Below are 17,844 nucleotides of genomic sequence, written 5' to 3' on the forward strand. Positions count from 1 at the left end.
CAGTGGCCTATGGTGTAATTGGCAGCACGACTGATTCTGGTTCAGTTAGTCTTGGTTCGAGTCCAGGTAGGCCAGCTCGCAGATGCTTCAATCTGCACCCGCGGATCTCATCCGCGAGCCCCCGTTGTGTAGCGGCCTAGCACGCTGCCCTCTCAAGGCAGTAGCGCCGGTTCGAATCCGGTCGGGGGTACAGATCCTTCCCGCGAGGACGGCCAGGGTAGCTCCCACCGACCTCGATGCAGGATCGCTAGGGCCCCCGTTGTGTAGCGGCCTAGCACGCCGCCCTCTCAAGGCGGTAGCGCCGGTTCGAATCCGGTCGGGGGTACTGACTGGTCTAAACCATCATTGGTCTATGGTGTAATTGGCAGCACGACTGATTCTGGTTCAGTTAGTCTTGGTTCGAGTCCAGGTAGACCAGCTCGGACCTGCGGCGGATCAGTATGAAACGCTTGCAGTGTCCAGGCCCCCGTTGTGTAGCGGCCTAGCACGCCGCCCTCTCAAGGCGGTAGCGCCGGTTCGAATCCGGTCGGGGGTACAAGATCGGCAAGGGTCCTCCTCCGGGAGGGCCCTTCGTCGTGTCCGCGCCGCCCCGCCCCGGCTCACTTGCCGTCGAAGCGGCGGCGCGACTCCTCGGACTCCGCCAGCCGCCGCAGGCTCAGCACCACCGGCTCGTACAGCACGGTCAGCGCCACCGCGGCCTCCACCTGCTCGTCCGGCGTCCCGTACCGCTCCACCAGATCCAGGTCCGCCACCGCGATCCGCTCCATCGAGCGGGCGTAGGGCTCCAAGTCGTCGGTGGCGCAGGGGTAGCCGAGGCGGGAGAGCGTGGCGATGGCGGTGACCAGCATCGCGTACGCCGGGGCGGCCGGTGCCTCGGCGGGCGTCTGGCCGGACGCGTCCGCGTAGCCCCAGCCCATCCGCTCCATGAGCGCGCCGGCGGTCCGCCGGGCCGTCTCGGTGGCCGGGTCGTCCTCGTCGGGCGCCGGGCCGTGCGGCAGCGCCCACACGGCGGTGCCCAGGCGCTGGTTGCGGTCCAGGTCCTCGTCGGCCAGGACGGCGAGGACGTCGCGGGCCGACTTCACCGGGATCCGCCCCACCTGGAGCAGGGCGCGGACCAGCCGCAGCTTGCGCAGGTGCTCCTCGTCGTACTCCGCCTCGGTGGCCGTGACCCGGCGGCCGGGCGGCAGCAGTCCTTCGCGCAGGTAATACTTGATCGTCGCCCGGGAGACCCCGCTACGTGCGCTCAGCTCCGCCAGTCGCATGCGTGCCGTGACCTTCCCTGCTTGTCTTGCGTATTGGAGAGTGCCACGATCCAATCATAGATAGCATTGCTATCCAGTGGGTCGGTGGAAGGAAGTGGGGAACCGCTCATGAGCGACAAGCCGATCGAAGGGCGCATGACCGCCGAGAGCGAGAACGAGGTGGTGGTCTTCCTCATCGGGATGAGGATCAACGACTTCTCCGCGGTGCGCAGTTGGTGGCCGGTGGCCCGTGCCATGCGGCCGATGCTCCAGGAGCTGCGGGCGGACAAGGCGCGCGGGCTCCTCGGCAGCAAGACCATGATGGGCGGACTGCGCGAGATCTACCTCGTGCAGTACTGGGAGTCCAAGGAGAAGCTCCTCGCCTACGCCGCGGCGCCGGACCGCAACCACCACCCGGCCTGGGCCGCCTTCAACCGGCGGCTGCGCGAGGGGAACGGCAAGGTCGGCTTCTGGCACGAGACCTTCGTCGTCCCGGCGGGCGCCCACGAGGCGATCTACATCAACATGCCCGCGTACGGCCTGGGCCGGGCCACCGGGGTCATCCCGGTCGGCCGCCGGGGCGAGCGCGCGGGCGACCGCCTGCGGACCGTCTGAGCCGGGCCCGAGGGGCGCTCGCGGGACGCCCGGAGGGTGCTCGCGGGGTGCTCGCGGACGGGTCGCGGGGCGTTGGAGCCGGACCCGAGGGGGGCTCGTGCGGGAGGGGCCGGTGAGGCTGCCGTGACCGGTGGGACGGGGGTGGCCGGGCAGGGCGGCCGGGCGCGGGCGCGGACGGGGGCGCCGCCGGGTGCGGACAGCGAGAGGGCCGGTCGGCGAGGGGCCGACCGGCCCGTGGGCTGGTGGGGCTGGTGGGGCGTCCGGGTCTGCGGGGGCGGGCCCGGGAGCGGGTCGTCCGGGGTCCGGGGGAGGGCCTGCCGCGGCGTTGAGGCCGGCCCTGCCCGGGGGACCCGGGGAGCGGGAGGTGTCAGCCGGTGCGGCGCAGCGCCTCGGAGAGGCGGCCGGCGGCGTCGATGACGGCCTGGGCGTGCATCCGGCCCGGGTGGCGCGTCAGGCGCTCGATGGGACCGGAGACGGAGACCGCGGCGACCACGCGGTTGGACGGGCCGCGCACCGGCGCGGAGACGGAGGCGACGCCCGGCTCGCGCTCGCCGATGGACTGGGCCCAGCCCCGGCGCCGTACGCCCGAGAGGGCGGTCGCGGTGAAGCGGGCGCCCTGGAGCCCGCGGTGCAGCCGCTCCGGCTCCTCCCAGGCCATCAGGACCTGGGCCGACGAGCCCGCCTTCATGGTGAGCGTGGAACCGACCGGGACCGTGTCCCGCAGTCCGGACAGCCGCTCGGCGGCCGCCACGCAGATCCGCATGTCGCCCTGGCGGCGGTAGAGCTGCGCGCTCTCGCCCGTGACGTCGCGCAGATGCGTGAGGACCGGGCCCGCGGTGGCGAGGAGGCGGTCCTCGCCGGCCGCCGCCGCCAGCTCCGCGAGGCGGGGGCCGAGAATGAAACGGCCCTGCATGTCACGGGCCACCATGCGGTGGTGCTCCAGGGCCACGGCCAGCCGGTGGGCCGTGGGTCGTGCCAGTCCGGTCGCCGCGACCAGACCCGCGAGGGTGGCCGGACCGGACTCCAGGGCGCCAAGGACAAGGGCTGCCTTGTCCAGGACGCCGACGCCGCTACTGTTGTCCATGAAACGATACTCCCGTCTCACTCTGTGAAACGCAAGTTCAATTTTCCGTGGAACACGCCACCCTGGAAGACACAGCGGCCCGTGGACCGGCGGGCCGGGCGGCGGCTGCCCTGAGGGGGAAAGCGGGGGCCGCCACCTCGGATCTCTAGTTGGGCCGGCGCCGTGCGCCAGGCCGAAGGGAAAGCGATGGGTAGGACACTCGCGGAGAAGGTCTGGGACGACCACGTCGTCCGGCGCGCCGAGGGCGAGCCCGACCTCCTCTTCATCGATCTGCACCTGCTGCACGAGGTGACCAGCCCGCAGGCCTTCGACGGCCTCCGCAAGAGCGGCCGCGGTGTGCGCCGGCTCGACCTGACCATCGCCACCGAGGACCACAACACCCCGACCCTCGACATCGACAAGCCCATCGCGGACCCGGTCTCCCGCGCCCAGCTGGAGACCCTGCGCAAGAACTGCGCCGACTTCGGCGTCCGCCTGCACCCGCTGGGCGACGTCGAGCAGGGCGTCGTGCACGTGGTCGGCCCCCAGCTCGGCCTGACCCAGCCCGGCACCACCGTGGTCTGCGGCGACTCGCACACCTCCACGCACGGTGCCTTCGGCGCCCTCGCGTTCGGCATCGGCACCTCCCAGGTGGAGCACGTGCTGGCCACCCAGACGCTGCCGCTGGCCCGCCCCAGGACCATGGCGATCACCGTCGACGGCGAACTGCCCGAGGGCGTCACCGCCAAGGACCTGATCCTGGCGATCATCGCCCGCATCGGCACCGGCGGCGGCCAGGGCTACATCCTGGAGTACCGCGGCTCGGCCATCGAGAAGCTCTCGATGGAGGCCCGCATGACCATCTGCAACATGTCGATCGAGGCCGGTGCCCGCGCGGGCATGATCGCCCCCGACGAGACCACCTTCGCCTACCTGGAGGGCCGCCCGCACGCCCCCGAGGGCGCGGACTGGGACGCGGCGGTCGCCTACTGGAGGACGCTGCGCACGGACGACGACGCCGAGTTCGACGCCGAGGTCGTCATCGACGCCGCCGAGCTGTCGCCGTTCGTCACCTGGGGCACCAACCCGGGCCAGGGCGCCCCGCTTTCGGCGGCCGTCCCCGACCCGGCCTCGTACGAAGACGCCTCGGAGCGCCTGGCCGCCGAAAAGGCCCTGGAGTACATGGGGTTGGACGCCGGGCAGCCGCTGCGCTCGATCGCCGTGGACACCGTCTTCGTAGGTTCCTGCACCAACGGCCGCATCGAGGACCTGCGCGCCGCCGCCGGTATCGTCCAGGGCCGCAAAGTCGCCGAGGGCGTACGGATGCTGGTCGTACCGGGCTCGGCCCGGGTGGGCCTCCAGGCCGTCTCCGAGGGTCTGGACGTGGTCTTCAAGGAGGCCGGCGCCGAATGGCGGCACGCGGGCTGCTCCATGTGCCTGGGCATGAACCCGGACCAGCTGGCCCCCGGCGAGCGCTCCGCCTCCACCTCCAACCGCAACTTCGAGGGCAGGCAGGGCAAGGGCGGCCGCACCCATCTGGTGTCGCCGCAGGTCGCCGCCGCCACCGCGGTCCTGGGCCACCTGGCCTCCCCGGCCGACCTGTCCGACGCCGACGTCCGCACGCCCGCTGGAGTCTGATCAGCCATGGAAGCATTCACCACGCACACCGGCCGGGCCGTCCCGCTGCGCCGCGGCAACGTCGACACCGACCAGATCATCCCCGCCCACTGGCTCAAGAAGGTCACCCGGGACGGCTTCGAGGACGGGCTCTTCGAGGCCTGGCGCAAGGACCCCGAGTTCGTGCTCAACCGCCCCGAGCGGCAGGGCGCCACGGTCCTGGTCGCCGGTCCGGACTTCGGCACCGGCTCCTCCCGCGAGCACGCCGTCTGGGCGCTCCAGAACTACGGCTTCAAGACCGTGATCTCCTCCCGTTTCGCCGACATCTTCCGGGGCAACTCGCTGAAGAACGGGCTGCTCACCGTGGTCCTGGAGCAGCAGACCGTGGACGCGCTGTGGGAGCTCACGGAGCAGGACCCCACCGCCGAGGTCACCGTCGACCTCCAGGCCCGCGAGGTGCGCGCCGCGGGGATCACCGCCTCCTTCGAGCTGGACGAGAACTCCCGCTGGCGGCTGCTGAACGGCCTGGACGACATCTCGATCACCCTCCAGAACGAGGACGACATCGCCGCGTACGAGGCGAAGCGTCCGTCGTTCAAGCCGCGGACCCTCCAGGTGTGACCTGACAAGTCGAGTTTCGGCCACCACGAAACGCCGCTGTACCCCCGATCGCCACGATCGGGGGTACAGCTGTTTCCGGATCCTTCCCGCCCGGCGCGCCGCCGTGCGCGAGGCCAACTTCCCAGGTTAGGACGGTTGTTGCCGGGGTACTCGTCAGTCACAAAGCCGACCGGCCGGCACGCCAGAAGGCCCTCCGGAGGCGGCAGTTGCCCCCTGCGCAGGCGACAACTCGCCCCAGATGGCACAATCTGTGCATGGACAACGACGGCCAACTCGAGCTCTATACGGCGGTCGCGGTCCGGCTCAAGGAAGCGCACGCAAGAGTGCGCGCACTGCAAGTCCCGGAGGGCGTACGGATGGCGCTGACCCGGAAGCTGCTGGTCATTACGGCCGCGGCCAAGCACGATCTCGCCGGTGCGGCAAGGCGTCTGGAGCGGTTCACCGCCGATCTCGACGCGGGCCGAATCCCTGGTGAGGAAGGCTGAACAGCCCGAGACCGCCGAGTCCGTTGCGGCACAAGGGTGATTAGCCCGTTTCGTGTTTGATTTGCGGTATATATCTGCCTAACGTGCGAAAAAGCTTGAACACTTTCGTTCCGGCCAGGTCTCCGAAGGGGAAGACGTGAACAAGGCGCAGCTCGTAGAAGCGATTGCCGACAAGATGGGTGGCCGGCAGCAGGCCGCCGACGCCGTCGACGCGGTACTGGACGCCATCGTCCGCGCGGTCGTCGCGGGAGACCGGGTCTCGGTCACCGGCTTCGGGTCCTTCGAGAAGGTGGACCGCCCGGCCCGCTACGCCCGCAACCCGCAGACGGGTGAGCGGGTGCGGGTCAAGAAGACCTCCGTGCCCCGCTTCCGGGCCGGTCAGGGCTTCAAGGACCTGGTGAGCGGCTCCAAGAAGCTGCCGAAGAACGACATCGCGGTGAAGAAGGCCCCCAAGGGCAGCCTGTCCGGCCCGCCCGCCACCATCGCCAAGGCGGTCGGCAAGAAGGCCGCGGCGAAGAAGACCACCACGGCGGCGAAGAAGGCCGCCGCGAAGAAGGCCACGACGGCGAAGAAGACCACGGCGAAGAAGACGACGACCGCCGCGACGAAGAAGACCACGGCGGCGGCCAAGAAGGCCACGGCCGCGAGCGCCGCCAAGAAGACCGCCGCGAAGAAGGCCCCGGCCAAGAAGGCGACCGCGAAGAAGGCCCCGGCCAAGAAGTCGGCCGCCCGCAAGACCGCCGCGAAGAAGACCGCCCGCAGCAAGTAGGCACCACAGGCATCACCGGTACCGCAGGCATCACGGGCACCACGGGTATTCACGCGCCGGGCCGGACTCCCTCGGGAGCCCGGCCCGCGGCGTGTTGTCCGCCGTACGGCGAGGTCAGAACGTCCGCACGTACGGCGAGGTCAGAACGTTTGCAGCGTCACGAGGGTGATCCGGCGCGCGGCGCCCTCGCCCTCGGTCTCGATCCGCACCCGCTGCCCCGGGCGCAGCAGCCGCAGCCCGCCCGCGTCGAAGGCCGGGGCGCCGAACGGCACCGGTGTGCCGTCGTCCAGGAGTACCTGCCCGCTGCGGCTCGCGGGGTCGTACGTGTATGCGGTGGCCTGCATGGGGAGCAGCCTACTGCCCGGTCCCGCCGCCCGCCCGGCGGTCTCACGGCCCGGGGATCAGCAGCCGGGCCGCCGCGAGAGCCGTCCGGGGGCCCACGCCGAGCGCCAGGGCCGCGCGCAGGTCGTCGCCGGTGTCCACGTCCTGGCGTACGGAATCCACCGCGTCCGGCCCGAGTTCCACCGCGCCCGATTCCCGGTGGCGCAGCCGCGAACCGGTACCGAAAGCCGGACGCAATTCCCGGCCGGCCCCGACGGCGAGCAGCGTGGTCCCGATACCGGCCGCGTCCGCGAGGAATGCGCGCGGGAATCGGGCCGCCGCACTCAGCACCCGGGCGAGTTCCGCCGGCCGCAGCGCCGGGAGATCCGCGTTCAGGGCCGCCACCGGCCCGCCGCCCGCCGCCCGTACGGCCGCCGCACCGTGCGCCAGCGCGGCGTTCAGACCGGCCCGGGGGGTGTCGGGGACGATCCGCGCGCCCAGCGCGGCCAGCTCCCGCGCGGCCAGCGCGTCGTCCGTGACGACCGCCACACCCGCGACCTCGGCGCAGGCCAGCGCCGCCGCCACGGTGTCCTGGGCGAAGGCGAGGGCCAGCTGCGGACGCACCCCGTCGTGGGCGGTGTCCGAGAGCCTGCTCTTGGCCCGCGCCAGGGGTTTCAGGGGGATCACCAAGGTCCACTGCACGGGCGTTCGTCCCTCTCTCGTCGCGGACATTCTCTCCGGCCCCTCGGGTGCCGCGCAGGCCGGGGCGTACGGTGTCCCTCGACAGACCGGCGGCCTGGGGCGACACTTGTGCGGCCCCCCGGCCCACATGTCAGCCCAAGAGGAACCAAGAGGAAGGTGTTCGTGTGCCCCGCCGCAGAATCGGCTTCTGGTACCGCTTCGCTGCGGTGATCTGCAAACCGCCGCTGATGGTTCTGATCAAGCGGGACTGGCGCGGAATGGAGAACATGCCGGCCGAGGGTGGATTCATCACGGCGGTGAACCACAATTCGTATGTCGATCCCTTCGCCTACGCCCACTTCCAGTACAACACCGGGCGCGTCCCGCGATTCCTCGCCAAGAGCGGGCTTTTCAAGAAGGGATTCATCGGCGCCGCCATGCGCGGCACCGGGCAGATCCCCGTGTACCGGGAGAGCACGGACGCGCTGAGCGCCTTCCGCGCCGCGATCGGCGCCGTGGAGCGCGGCGAGTGCGTCGCCTTCTACCCCGAGGGCACCCTCACCCGCGACCCCGACGGCTGGCCGATGACCGGCAAGACCGGCGCCGCCCGGGTCGCCCTCCAGACCAGGTGCCCGGTGATCCCCGTGGCCCAGTGGGGCGTGAACGAACTCCTGCCGCCCTACGCCAAGAAGCCGGACATCCTGCCGCGCAAGACGCACCGCGTGCTGGCCGGACCGCCGGTGGACCTCTCGGAGTTCTACGACCGGGAGATGACCCCGGAGGTGCTGAAGGAGGCGACCGCGGTCATCATGGCCGCCGTCACCCGCCAGCTGGAGCTGGTCCGCGGCGAGAAGGCCCCCGCCGTGCCCTACGACCCGCGCCGCGAGCGGATCGAGCAGCGCCGCAGGACCCAGCAGCAGACGCAGGACCGGACCCGCTCCCGCGGCGACCGCGGTGAACACAGCGGCCGTGGCGAACACAGCGACCGGGACGACCGGAACGAGCGCAGCGGCCGGTCCGGCGAGGCGCACCGGCAGGTACAGGAAGAGGGGCAGGGCACGTGAGCAAGCCGGACCAGCGGGTCAGGGCGGCCGTCCTCGGCACCGGATCGTGGGGGACCGCCTTCGCCGTGGTCCTCGCCGACGCCGGCTGCGAGGTCACCCTGTGGGCCCGCCGCGCCGAGGTGGCCGAGGCGGTCAACTCCACCCGGACCAATCCGGACTACCTGCCCGGCATCGAACTCCCGGCCGCCGTACGGGCCACCACGGACCCCGCCGAGGCCGTCCGCGACGCCGACTTCACCGTGCTCGCCATCCCCTCCCAGACCCTGCGCGCCAATCTCGCCGAATGGCTGCCGCTGCTCGCCCCGGACACCGTCCTGGTCTCCCTGATGAAGGGGATCGAACTGGGCTCGGCGATGCGCATGAGCGAGGTCGTCGAGGACGTCACCAAGGTCGGCCCGGACCGGATCGCCGTGGTCACCGGCCCCAACCTCGCCCGGGAGATCGCCGCCCGCAGGCCCGCCGCCGCCGTGGTGGCCTGCACCGACGACGCCGTCGCCCGGCGGCTCCAGGCCGCCTGCCACACGCCCTACTTCCGGCCGTACACCAACACCGATGTGATCGGCTGCGAACTGGGCGGCGCCGTCAAGAACGTGATCGGCCTGGCCGTGGGCATCGCGGACGGCATGGGGCTCGGCGACAACGCCAAGGGCTCGCTCATCACGCGCGGCCTCGCCGAGACCACCCGCCTGGGCATGGCCCTGGGCGCCGACCCGCTGACCTTCTCCGGTCTGGCCGGGCTCGGCGACCTGGTCGCCACCTGCTCCTCGCCGCTGTCGCGCAACCACACCTTCGGCACCAACCTCGGCAAGGGCATGACGCTCCAGGAGACCGTCGCGGTCACCAAGCAGACCGCCGAGGGCGTCAAGTCGTGCCGGTCGGTGCTCGATCTGGCCCGGCGGCACGGCGTCGACATGCCGCTTACCGAGACCGTCGTCGGCATCGTGCACGAAGGCAAATCCCCGCTGACCGCCCTCAAGGAGCTGATGTCGCGCAGCGCGAAGCCGGAACGACGCTGAGCGACCCGCGTTTCCCACGCTGCCCCGGGGCTCTGCCAGCGGGTACGCTCATCGCGATATGAGCACCGAGAACCTCCCCCAGAGCCCTGAGCAGCCGCCGCGCAAGCCGCGGGTGGCCGTCGTCTGCGGTGGTCGCAGCTCCGAACACGGGATCTCCGTGGTCACCGCCGGTGCGGTGCTGCGCGCCATCGACCGGAGCAAGTACGAGGTCCTGCCGATCGGCATCACCCGCGACGGCCGCTGGGCCCTGACCGCGGACGACCCGGACCGCATGGCGATCACCGAGCGGCGTACGCCCAGCGTCGACGACCTGGCCGAGTCCGGCGAGGGCGGTGTGGTGCTCCCGGTCGACCCCGGCAACCGCGAAGTCGTCTACAGCGAGCCCGGTTCGGTGCCCAAGGCGCTCGGCGAGGTCGACGTCGTCTTCCCGGTGCTGCACGGCCCCTACGGCGAGGACGGCACCCTCCAGGGCCTGCTGGAGCTGTCCGGTGTGCCCTATGTCGGCTCGGGCGTGCTCGCCTCGGCCGTCGGCCAGGACAAGGAGTACATGAAGCGGGTGTTCACCTCGTTCGGGCTCAAGGTCGGCCCGTACGTGGTGATCCGGCCGCGCGAGTGGGAGCGGGACGCCCCGGCGGCCCGGAAGAAGATCGTGGACTTCGCGGGCGAGCACGGCTGGCCGCTGTTCGTGAAGCCCGCCCGCGCCGGTTCCTCCATCGGCATCACCAAGGTCGACGACCTCTCCGGCCTGGACGAGGCCGTCGAGGAGGCCCGGCGCCACGACCCGAAGGTGCTCGTGGAGGCCGCGGTGCGCGGCCGGGAGATCGAGTGCGGGGTGCTGGAGTTCGAGGACGGCCCGCGCGCCTCCGTGCCCGCCGAGATCCCGCCGCCGCAGGAGCACGCGTACTACGACTTCGAGGCGAAGTACATCGACTCCACGCCCGGCGTCGTACCGGCCCCGCTCACCGAGGAGCAGACCGCCGAGGTGCGGCGGCTCGCGGTCGAGGCGTTCGAGGCGGCCTCCTGCGAGGGACTGGTCCGCGCGGACTTCTTCCTCGGCGAGGACGGCGAGTTCGTGATCAACGAGATCAACACCATGCCCGGCTTCACGCCCATCTCGATGTACCCGAAGATGTGGCAGGCCACCGGCGTCTCCTACGAGGAGCTGGTGGACCGCCTGATCCGGGCGGCCCTGGACCGCTCCACCGGCCTGCGCTGAGCGCGGCGGGAGCGTCCGGAAGCAGCGGCGGCACCCAGTTCAGGTCCTAGGAACTGTCCTAGTCGGCGATCCCCTCGGGGATCGCCTTCTTCACGGCCGGGGCGAGGTGCACCAGGGGCGCCGCCCCGTGGCCGGTGCGGCTCGCGGGCAGGCTGACCTCCACGTACGCCCTGCGCAGCGTGGTGGTGAAGCGGAAGGAGCCGTCGGCCTGCTTCTCCAGGAGCCAGCCGACCCCGTCGACCTCGGCGCCGTCGGCGTCGGGGTCGTTCATCGCGGCGGGCCGGGGCACCCCGCAGCGCAGTATGATCGCCGGGCTTCCCCAGCCCGCGGTGAGCGCCGACGCGGGCCGGGGGTCCGTGCGGCTCAGCCCGTCCACCTTCTGCGGCAGTGCTCTGTCCAGGTCCCCGCACAGCTTCGCGACCGCCGGGTCCGGGCTGGGAACCGCAGCGGTGGCACTGTCGTCGCTTGAAGAACAGCCCGCCGCGGTGATCAACGCGGCGAGGACGACGGGCAGACCGGCGCGCCGGTGGCGGAAGGAACTCACCGGCCCAGGGTAGACGGGGGCTACAGATGCACGACCGGGCAGGTCAGGGTGCGCGTGATGCCCTCCACTTGCTGCACCTTGGCGACCACCATGCGGCCCAGGGCGTCGACGGTGTCGGCCTGTGCGCGCACGATGACGTCGTACGGGCCGGTCACGTCCTCGGCCTGGATCACTCCGGGCAGCCGGCCGATCGTCTCGGCCACGGTCGACGCCTTGCCGACCTCGGTCTGGATCAGGATGTACGCCTGTACCACGGAACCTCCAGGGCGACCACGAGGATCATGTGGGGAAAAGGAACGCCACGGTATCGCGTCGCCGAACGCCGCGGGGAGACCCGGGACCGACGTGGCCCGCGCGCCGGGGTGCAGGTAGGACTGAGGTTGACGGTCACCTCGACCGTAGCGAGACCCGCGCGGACGCGCGAGCGGGGACGCGACCAGGAACGCACAGGGACAGAAGGGGCGTAAGGGCCATGAAGGGCACTGTTGGTGAGCTCGGGGAGTTCGGGCTCATCAGGGAGCTCACCTCCCGTCTCACCACCACCCCGGCGGTCCGGGTCGGACCCGGCGACGACGCCGCGGTGGTCGCCGCCCCCGACCGCAGGGTCGTGGCGAGCACCGACATACTCCTGGAGGGGCGGCACTTCCGCCGGGACTGGTCCACGGCCTACGACGTGGGCCGCAAGGCGGCCGCCCAGAACCTCGCCGACATCGCCGCCATGGGCGCCGTGCCGACCGCCCTGCTGCTCGGCCTGGTCGTCCCCGCCGAACTGCCGGTCACCTGGCCCACCGAGATGATGGACGGGCTGCGCGACGAGTGCCAGGTCGCGGGCGCCTCCGTGGTCGGCGGCGATGTGGTCCGCGGCGACACGATCATGGTGTCCATCACGGCCCTCGGCGATCTGCGCAACCACGAACCGGTGACCCGGGCGGGCGCCCAGCCCGGCGACCGCGTCGCCGTCACCGGCTGGCTGGGCTGGTCCGCCGCCGGATTCGCCGTGCTCTCCCGCGGCTTCCGCTCCCCGCGCGCCTTCGTCGAGGCCCACCGCAGGCCCGAACCGCCCTACCACGCGGGCCCCGCCGCCGCCGGTCTCGGCGCCACCGCGATGTGCGACGTCAGCGACGGACTCATCGCCGACCTCGGGCACATCGCGGAGGCCAGCAAGGTCCGCATCGACGTCCGGTCCGGCGCCATCGACATCCCCTCGCAGATGAACGACATCGGGCAGGCCGTCGGTGTCGACCCGCTCCAGTGGGTGCTGACCGGGGGAGAGGACCACGCGATCGTGGCGACCTTCCCCCCGGACGTGAAGCTGCCGGCCCGCTGGAAGGTGATCGGCGAAGTGCTCAACCCCTCGGCCCTGCCCCAGGTCACGGTCGACGGCGCCCCGTGGACCAGGAAGGGCGGCTGGGACCACTTCGGGGACATCGAGTCATGAGCACCGCACCCGCACCCGGCTCCGTACCCGTACCCGCGCCCGGCCCGCGCCCCGCCCCGCCCCGCGTCCTCACCGTCGCCGGGTCCGACTCCGGCGGCGGCGCCGGCATCCAGGCCGACCTGAAGACGATGCTCGCCCTCGGCGTGCACGGCATGAGCGTGCTCACCGCGGTGACCGCGCAGAACTCGCTCGGTGTGCAGGGCGCCTGGGAACTGCCCGTGGAGGCGGTCCGCGCCCAGTACCGCAGCGTCGTCGACGACATCGGCGTCCAGGCCGTCAAGACCGGCATGCTGGCCTCGGCGGAACTGGTGGAGACGGTCGCCGCGTTGCTCGCCGGGACCGGGGCCCCGGTGGTCGTCGACCCGGTGGGCGTCTCCAAGCACGGCGACCCGCTGCTCGCCGCCTCCGCCCTGGAGTCGGTGCGCACCAGGCTGCTGCCCACCGCCACCGTCGCCACCCCCAACCTCGACGAGGTGGCCCAACTGACCGGCGTCGAGGTCACGTCCGAGGACGGTCTGCGCGAGGCCGCGCACGCCGTCCTGGAGTACGGCCCCGCCTGGGTGCTGATCAAGGGCGGCCACCTGGCCGGGGACGCCGTGGACCTGCTCACCGACGGCTCCGCCGAGCACTGGCTGCGCGCCCCGCGCCTCGACAACCGGCACACCCACGGCACCGGCTGCACCCTCGCCTCCGCCATCGCCTCGTACCTGGCGCTCGGCCGGTCCGTGCCCGAGGCGGTGACGGCCGCCAAGACCTATGTCACCGGGGCGATCGCCGCCGGGTTCGCGCTCGGCGCCGGGATCGGCCCGGTGGACCACGCCTGGACCTTCCGGGAGCCTCACGCCGCCGGGTAGTCGGGCAGGTCGATCGCGGTGGCCGCCTTCTCCGAGAGCCGCTTGAAGAAACCGGCCAGCAGCCGCGAGCCGAGCAGCCGGTACATCCGGTCCCGGCTGCGGATGCGCCGCTCGGTCGGCGGGGCGAAGAACGGGCCCGCGTTGGCGGAGGTCTTCTGGCAGCCCTTGGCGAAGCCCTCGATCCGGCGCTCGTACGCGGGAAACGCCACCCGGTGGTCACCGCCCGCCAGGGCCAGTTCACCGGCCAGCACATACGCGCCGACCACCGCCACACCCGTCCCCATGCCGCCCATGGTGGCGCCGTACCCGGCGTCCCCGAGCAGCGCCACCCGCCCCCGGGTCAGCCGGTCCACGTGGATCTGCGCGATGGCGTCGAAGTACAGCTCGTCGGTGTCCTGAAGCGCCGCCAGCACCTGCGGAGTCCGCCAGCCCATGCCCGCGAACCGCTCGGCCAGGATCCGCTTCTGCGCGGCCACGTCCCGCCGGTCGTACGCCAGCTCCTCGGACCGGAAGACCAGCAGGGCACCGGCACGCTCCGGGTCCCCGTCGTAGTTGCCGACGGCGACCGCGCGGCCCGGCTCGCTGTAGAGAAGGCCGCGGCGGCACAGCCCCAGGTCGTTGGGGACCGGGAAACCGGCCACGTAGTGGTCGTGGAAGCGCAGATGGCGCGACTCGTCGCCGAACACCAGCCGGCGGGTGCGCGAGTGCAGTCCGTCCGCGCCCACGACCAGGTCGAAGCGGCGCGGCGGGCCCTGCTCGAAGGCGGCCTCGACACCGTCCGCGGTCTCGGTGAGCGCGGCGATCGAGTCGCCGAAGACGTACTCGGCGCGGTCCCGGGTGCGCTCGTACATGATCTGCGCCAGCTCGCCGCGGAAGATCTCCACGTCGCCGCTCATCATCTCGGCGGGCAGGTCCACGCGCGCGGTGCCGTCGGCGTCGACCACGGTCTGCCGGCCCATGTGCGTCCGGCGGGCGTGGATCTCCTCCCAGATGCCCATCTCGGTGAGCACCCGGCGGTGCACATGGCCGCGGAAGTCCACGGCGAAGCCGCCGCCGCGCAGGGCGGGCGCCTTCTCCACGACGGTGACCCGGGCGCCGTGGCGCAGCAGGTTCAGGGCGAGGGCCGGACCGGCGACACCGGCACCGGAGACGAGCACGTGCAGGTGGGCGAGGGCGGGAGCGTTCTTCGGGTTCGTCATGGCCACAGCCTCGGCGGCGGCGCTGACCGTCCGCCTACCGTCCGCTGACCGCCGCCGCCCGCAGCCGCACGCCCCGCTCGAAGGCCGCCGCGTACGCCTCGGGCGTCAGCCGCTCCCGCACCGCCCGCGCGGTCCCTGCGACATCGGGGTCCCCCTCGGGGCGGGCGCCCCGCAGCCCCGCCCCGGCGCCGAGCAGTTCGGCGGCCCGCTCCGGGCAGGGCGCGACCTGGGCCAGCGCCTCGGCGGCCTCGGCGAGTTCGAGGACGCCGGGACTGTCCGCAGCGGCGGAGGCGGCCTGCCGGAACCAGTCGCGGGCCTCCTCCTCCCGTCCCTCGGCGGCGGCCGTGCGCCCCAGCCCGATGAGGATCCGCACGGCCTCACCGACGCTGAACCAGGTCGCGGCGCACTCCTGGAGGGCCTGTTCGTAGTGCACGCGCGCGCGTGCGGTGTCCCCGGACAGCCGGGCCGCGTCGCCCAGGCCGCGCCGCGCGCCCGCCACCTTGTCGGCGGCCCCGGCGCCGCGCGCCAGCTCCAGCGCCTGTCCGAACCCGGCCGCCGCCTCGTCCGCACGGCCCGGATCCAGACCGAGCAGCACGGTGGCCCGGCTGCGCAGCAGATCGGAGGTCTCCTCCGGCGCGGCCAGCTCCCGTACGTGCACGAGACCCTCGTCCAGCAGCTCCAGCGCGTGTGCGCCCTGCCCGCGCAGATGGGCGTGCAGGCCCAGCAGGTCCAGGCAGTTGGCCATGCCCCAGCGGTCGCCCGCCGCCCGGAACCCCTTCAGCGCCCGGGAGACCAGCTCCCGCGACTCGTCGGCCTCTCCCGCGAACTGCTTCTGGTAGGCGAGCCCCATGTCCAGCAGGGCGCGCGCCCACGGATCGCCGCCCGCGTGTCCCAGGGCCCGCTCGTCGGCGGCGGGCCGGGGCCCGGCCACCAACGACCACAGGACCAGCACGTACGGCAGCCTGAGCGGACCGGCGCAGCCGTCCAGGAGACCGTCCACGCGCGCGTGCAGCCGTTCGTCGGCCGCAGGGTCGCCGCCGTCACCGGAGAGCGCGTTCAGCGCGCAGAGGACGTACTCCTCCGTCAGGCCCGGCGGCGGCGCCGAGCCCACCGCGGCCAGCAGCGCGCGGGCCGCAGGCACCTGCTCGCCGTGCAGCCCGCGCAGCCGCCAGAACCACGACAGCAGCGCCATCAGACGCAGCGCGCCCGCCGGGTCCCGGCCGGTCAGATGCCGCAGCGCCGCGTCCAGGTCGGCGTGCTCGGCCGCCAGCCGCTCCAGCCAGGGCAACTGCCCGGCGCCGCGCAGACCGGGCTCCGCCCGCTCGGCCAGCTCCAGGAAGTACGCGGCGTGCGCGTCCCGCAGCCCGGTCGGCCCGGGATGCTCCCCGTCCGCCGCGGCGTGCTCGGCGGCGAACGCGCGGATCGTCTCCAGCATCCGGTAGCGCCCGCCGGACACCTCGAGGAACGACTTCTCCACCAGCGAGGCCAGCAGGTCCTGCGGGTGCGGCACCGCGCACACCGCCCGTACGGCCTCCTCCGTGGCGCCGCCGCAGAACACGCTGAGCCGCGCGGCCAGCTCCCGTTCCCCGGCGTCCAGCAGGTCCCAGCTCCACTCCACGACGGCCCGCAGCGTGCGGTGGCGCGGTGCCTTGGTGCGGTCGCCGCGGGAGAGCAGCCCGAACCGGTCGTCCAGGCGGTCGGCCAGCTCCTGTGGTTCCAGCGTCCGCAGCCGCGCCGCCGCCAGCTCGATGGCCAGCGGCAGCCCGTCCAGGGCGCGGCAGACGTCCGGCACGCGCGCGTGCCCGGCGAAGCCCGGCCGTACGGCGCGCGCCCGGTCCAGGAACAGGCGCTCGGCCGGTCCCGGCGGCAGCGCCGCCACCGTGACCAGCACCTCACCGGTGATGCCGAGCGCCTCCCGGCCGGTGGCGAGGACCCGCACCCTGGGGCAGTGGCCCAGCAGCAGCCCGGCGATCCGGGCCGCGTCCTCCACCAGGTGCTCGCAGTTGTCCAGGACCAGCAGCAGTTCCCGGTCCTCCAGGGCGGCCAGCAGCCGGTCGGTGACATCGGCGGCCGGGGCGCGGAATCCCTCGCGTATCCCGAGGGCCGTCAGCACGGCGTACGGGATCCGGGCGCCGTCGGCCAGCGGCGCCAGCTCGACCAGACAGGCCCCGCCGTGGGTCCGGGCCGCCTCGACGGCGAGCCGGGTCTTGCCCGCCCCGCCGGGCCCGGTGAGCGTGACCAGGCGGGATCCGGGGTCGGCGAGGTGCGCGGCGATGGCGGCGAGTTCGGCGTCCCGGCCGACGAACCGGGTCAGCTGCGCGGGCAGCGCGGGCGGGCGGGAGCCCGGCTCCCGGCCCCGCAGCAGCTCCAGGTGGAGCGCGGCCAGCTCCGGCGACGGGTCGGCGCCCAGCTCGTCGGCGAGGGCGCGCCGGGCCTCCTCGTACACGGTGAGGGCCTCGGCGGGCCGCCCGGCCGCGTGCAGGGCCCGCATCAACAGGGCGTGCAGCCGCTCGCTCAGCGGATGCCGGGCCAGCAGCGCGCGCAGCTCGGGCACGAGCGCGGAGCCGCCGCCGAGCGCGAGTTCCGCCTCGATCCGGTCCTGGGCGGCGGCCGCCCGCAGCTCTTCGAGGCGGGCCGTCTCGGCGTGCGCGTCCGGCAGATCGGGCAGGGCCGGGCCGCGCCACAGGTCCAGCGCCGCCCGCAGCACGGCGGCGGCGTGAGCGGGATCACCTGCGGCGAGGGCCGCCCGGCCCTCCTCGGCCAGCCGCGCGAAGCGGTGCGCGTCGACGGAGTCGGGGTCGGCGGCGATCCGGTAACCGGCCGCCGTCGCCTCCACGGGCGTGTGCGGGCCCAGGCGCCTGCGCAGCCGCGAGATCTGCGACTGGAGGGCGTTGGCCGCCCCGGCGGGCGGCTCGGCGCCGTAGAGGCCGTCGGTCAGCCGGTCCGTGCCGACCGTGTGCCCGGCTGCCAGGAGCAGCAGGGTGAGCAGGGCCCGGGGGCGCGGGCCGCCGGGGTCGACCGGGGCGCCGTCGTCGGTGCGGATGTCCAGCGGACCCAGGATGCCGAAGCGCATTCCCCGGATTCTGGCAGGGGGCGGGCG

Annotated in this window: 18 protein-coding genes and 5 tRNA genes; 15 read left to right on the forward strand and 8 right to left on the reverse strand. The window is 73.1% G+C overall.

All coding sequences use genetic code 11. From position 1 onward, the window contains the following. Nucleotides 1-3 precede the first annotated feature (3 nt). The 5 genes from B086_RS0118385 (at nt 4) to B086_RS0118405 (ending at nt 535) form a co-directional block, all read left to right on the forward strand. Nucleotides 4-75 (forward strand) — tRNA-Gln (locus tag B086_RS0118385). Nucleotides 76-117: 42 nt separating this feature from the next. Continuing rightward, a tRNA-Glu gene (locus B086_RS0118390) sits at nt 118-190 on the forward strand. A 62-nt stretch (nt 191-252) separates the two neighbouring features. After that, a tRNA-Glu gene (locus B086_RS0118395) sits at nt 253-325 on the forward strand. A gap of 21 nt (nt 326-346) precedes the next feature. Next, nucleotides 347-418 (forward strand) — tRNA-Gln (locus B086_RS0118400). Between the two features lie 44 nt (nt 419-462). After that, a tRNA-Glu gene (locus B086_RS0118405) sits at nt 463-535 on the forward strand. Between the two features lie 64 nt (nt 536-599). Here the strand turns inward: B086_RS0118405 and B086_RS0118410 are convergent. After that, the gene (locus B086_RS0118410) at nt 600-1,262 is read right to left on the reverse strand and encodes a MerR family transcriptional regulator (RefSeq protein WP_018567901.1); all 663 of its coding nucleotides are present in this window, start codon (nt 1,260-1,262) and stop codon (nt 600-602) included. Nucleotides 1,263-1,370: 108 nt separating this feature from the next. Between B086_RS0118410 and B086_RS0118415 the strand changes: the two genes are divergently transcribed. Then, nucleotides 1,371-1,856 carry a DUF4188 domain-containing protein gene (locus B086_RS0118415; RefSeq protein ID WP_018567902.1) on the forward strand — a complete coding sequence of 162 codons (486 nt, stop codon included), beginning with the start codon at nt 1,371-1,373 and terminating at the stop codon, nt 1,854-1,856. 367 nt (nt 1,857-2,223) lie between these two features. Here B086_RS0118415 and ndgR read toward each other — a convergent pair whose 3' ends face one another. Continuing rightward, nucleotides 2,224-2,940, reverse strand: a complete 717-nt coding sequence (gene ndgR, locus B086_RS0118420; protein WP_018567903.1) for an IclR family transcriptional regulator NdgR — start codon at nt 2,938-2,940, stop codon at nt 2,224-2,226. Nucleotides 2,941-3,126: 186 nt separating this feature from the next. Between ndgR and leuC the strand changes: the two genes are divergently transcribed. From leuC to B086_RS0118440, 4 genes are all read left to right on the forward strand, one after another. Beyond that, on the forward strand, nt 3,127-4,557 hold the full coding sequence (leuC, locus tag B086_RS0118425; protein WP_018567904.1) for a 3-isopropylmalate dehydratase large subunit: 1,431 nt from the start codon (nt 3,127-3,129) through the stop codon (nt 4,555-4,557). 6 nt (nt 4,558-4,563) lie between these two features. Further along, nucleotides 4,564-5,157 carry a 3-isopropylmalate dehydratase small subunit gene (gene leuD, locus B086_RS0118430; protein ID WP_018567905.1) on the forward strand — a complete coding sequence of 198 codons (594 nt, stop codon included), beginning with the start codon at nt 4,564-4,566 and terminating at the stop codon, nt 5,155-5,157. A gap of 254 nt (nt 5,158-5,411) precedes the next feature. Further along, nucleotides 5,412-5,642 (forward strand): hypothetical protein, encoded by a 231-nt coding sequence (locus B086_RS0118435; protein ID WP_018567906.1) that lies wholly within the window; start codon nt 5,412-5,414, stop codon nt 5,640-5,642. Nucleotides 5,643-5,778: 136 nt separating this feature from the next. Beyond that, complete coding sequence (locus B086_RS0118440) at nt 5,779-6,411, forward strand: HU family DNA-binding protein (RefSeq protein ID WP_018567907.1); 633 nt, start codon at nt 5,779-5,781, stop codon at nt 6,409-6,411. Nucleotides 6,412-6,551: 140 nt separating this feature from the next. Here the strand turns inward: B086_RS0118440 and B086_RS0118445 are convergent, their stop codons facing one another. Both B086_RS0118445 and cofC read right to left on the reverse strand, forming a co-directional pair. Next, entirely contained in the window at nt 6,552-6,755 is a 204-nt protein-coding gene (locus B086_RS0118445) for a hypothetical protein (RefSeq protein ID WP_018567908.1), read from the reverse strand. Nucleotides 6,756-6,798: 43 nt separating this feature from the next. Further along, on the reverse strand, nt 6,799-7,434 hold the full coding sequence (gene cofC / locus B086_RS0118450) for a 2-phospho-L-lactate guanylyltransferase (RefSeq protein WP_018567909.1): 636 nt from the start codon (nt 7,432-7,434) through the stop codon (nt 6,799-6,801). A gap of 164 nt (nt 7,435-7,598) precedes the next feature. Between cofC and B086_RS0118455 the strand changes: the two genes are divergently transcribed. The 3 genes from B086_RS0118455 to B086_RS0118465 are packed head-to-tail and all read left to right on the forward strand — an operon-like array spanning nt 7,599 to nt 10,709. Beyond that, the gene (locus B086_RS0118455) at nt 7,599-8,477 is read left to right on the forward strand and encodes a lysophospholipid acyltransferase family protein (RefSeq protein WP_018567910.1); all 879 of its coding nucleotides are present in this window, start codon (nt 7,599-7,601) and stop codon (nt 8,475-8,477) included. Beyond that, nucleotides 8,474-9,493 (forward strand): NAD(P)H-dependent glycerol-3-phosphate dehydrogenase, encoded by a 1,020-nt coding sequence (locus B086_RS0118460; protein ID WP_018567911.1) that lies wholly within the window; start codon nt 8,474-8,476, stop codon nt 9,491-9,493. Before B086_RS0118455 ends, B086_RS0118460 begins: the two co-directional genes overlap by 4 nt. 58 nt (nt 9,494-9,551) lie before the next feature. Then, nucleotides 9,552-10,709, forward strand: a complete 1,158-nt coding sequence (locus tag B086_RS0118465; protein WP_018567912.1) for a D-alanine--D-alanine ligase family protein — start codon at nt 9,552-9,554, stop codon at nt 10,707-10,709. A 58-nt stretch (nt 10,710-10,767) separates the two neighbouring features. Here B086_RS0118465 and B086_RS0118470 read toward each other — a convergent pair whose 3' ends face one another. Together B086_RS0118470 and B086_RS0118475 are read right to left on the reverse strand one after the other, a co-directional pair. Further along, on the reverse strand, nt 10,768-11,253 hold the full coding sequence (locus B086_RS0118470; protein ID WP_018567913.1) for a DUF3515 domain-containing protein: 486 nt from the start codon (nt 11,251-11,253) through the stop codon (nt 10,768-10,770). Between the two features lie 20 nt (nt 11,254-11,273). Continuing rightward, nucleotides 11,274-11,507, reverse strand: a complete 234-nt coding sequence (locus B086_RS0118475; protein WP_018567914.1) for an Lrp/AsnC family transcriptional regulator — start codon at nt 11,505-11,507, stop codon at nt 11,274-11,276. 218 nt (nt 11,508-11,725) lie between these two features. Here B086_RS0118475 and B086_RS0118480 point away from each other — a divergent pair, with 218 nt between their 5' ends. Beyond that, nucleotides 11,726-12,691: a thiamine-phosphate kinase gene (locus B086_RS0118480; RefSeq protein ID WP_018567915.1), complete on the forward strand. Its 966-nt coding sequence runs from the start codon at nt 11,726-11,728 to the stop codon at nt 12,689-12,691. Next, nucleotides 12,688-13,545 (forward strand): bifunctional hydroxymethylpyrimidine kinase/phosphomethylpyrimidine kinase, encoded by an 858-nt coding sequence (thiD, locus tag B086_RS0118485; RefSeq protein ID WP_018567916.1) that lies wholly within the window; start codon nt 12,688-12,690, stop codon nt 13,543-13,545. The genes B086_RS0118480 and thiD overlap by 4 nt, the downstream gene beginning before the upstream one ends. Here thiD and B086_RS0118490 read toward each other — a convergent pair. Further along, the gene (locus tag B086_RS0118490) at nt 13,530-14,744 is read right to left on the reverse strand and encodes an FAD-dependent monooxygenase (protein WP_018567917.1); all 1,215 of its coding nucleotides are present in this window, start codon (nt 14,742-14,744) and stop codon (nt 13,530-13,532) included. The two genes, thiD and B086_RS0118490, sit on opposite strands and share 16 nt — an antisense overlap. Before the next feature lie 34 nt (nt 14,745-14,778). Further along, the gene (locus B086_RS0118495) at nt 14,779-17,817 is read right to left on the reverse strand and encodes an ATP-binding protein (protein WP_018567918.1); all 3,039 of its coding nucleotides are present in this window, start codon (nt 17,815-17,817) and stop codon (nt 14,779-14,781) included. Between the last annotated feature and the right edge of the window lie 27 nt (nt 17,818-17,844).

The sequence above is a fragment of the Streptomyces sp. PsTaAH-124 genome (assembly GCF_000373685.1).
GTDB classification, from domain to species: Bacteria; Actinomycetota; Actinomycetes; order Streptomycetales; family Streptomycetaceae; genus Streptomyces; species Streptomyces andamanensis.

What these genes read in the sequence shown, in the direction of transcription:
- ndgR (WP_018567903.1), bottom strand. Translation starts at nt 2,940, where the DNA reads ATGGACAACAGTAGCGGCGTCGGCGTCCTGGACAAGGCAGCCCTTGTC.
- B086_RS0118415 (WP_018567902.1), top strand. Translation starts at nt 1,371, where the DNA reads ATGAGCGACAAGCCGATCGAAGGGCGCATGACCGCCGAGAGCGAGAAC.
- B086_RS0118435 (WP_018567906.1), top strand. Translation starts at nt 5,412, where the DNA reads ATGGACAACGACGGCCAACTCGAGCTCTATACGGCGGTCGCGGTCCGG.
- leuD (WP_018567905.1), top strand. Translation starts at nt 4,564, where the DNA reads ATGGAAGCATTCACCACGCACACCGGCCGGGCCGTCCCGCTGCGCCGC.
- B086_RS0118480 (WP_018567915.1), top strand. Translation starts at nt 11,726, where the DNA reads ATGAAGGGCACTGTTGGTGAGCTCGGGGAGTTCGGGCTCATCAGGGAG.
- B086_RS0118410 (WP_018567901.1), bottom strand. Translation starts at nt 1,262, where the DNA reads ATGCGACTGGCGGAGCTGAGCGCACGTAGCGGGGTCTCCCGGGCGACG.
- B086_RS0118490 (WP_018567917.1), bottom strand. Translation starts at nt 14,744, where the DNA reads ATGACGAACCCGAAGAACGCTCCCGCCCTCGCCCACCTGCACGTGCTC.
- thiD (WP_018567916.1), top strand. Translation starts at nt 12,688, where the DNA reads ATGAGCACCGCACCCGCACCCGGCTCCGTACCCGTACCCGCGCCCGGC.
- B086_RS0118465 (WP_018567912.1), top strand. Translation starts at nt 9,552, where the DNA reads ATGAGCACCGAGAACCTCCCCCAGAGCCCTGAGCAGCCGCCGCGCAAG.
- leuC (WP_018567904.1), top strand. Translation starts at nt 3,127, where the DNA reads ATGGGTAGGACACTCGCGGAGAAGGTCTGGGACGACCACGTCGTCCGG.
- B086_RS0118495 (WP_018567918.1), bottom strand. Translation starts at nt 17,817, where the DNA reads ATGCGCTTCGGCATCCTGGGTCCGCTGGACATCCGCACCGACGACGGC.
- B086_RS0118445 (WP_018567908.1), bottom strand. Translation starts at nt 6,755, where the DNA reads ATGCAGGCCACCGCATACACGTACGACCCCGCGAGCCGCAGCGGGCAG.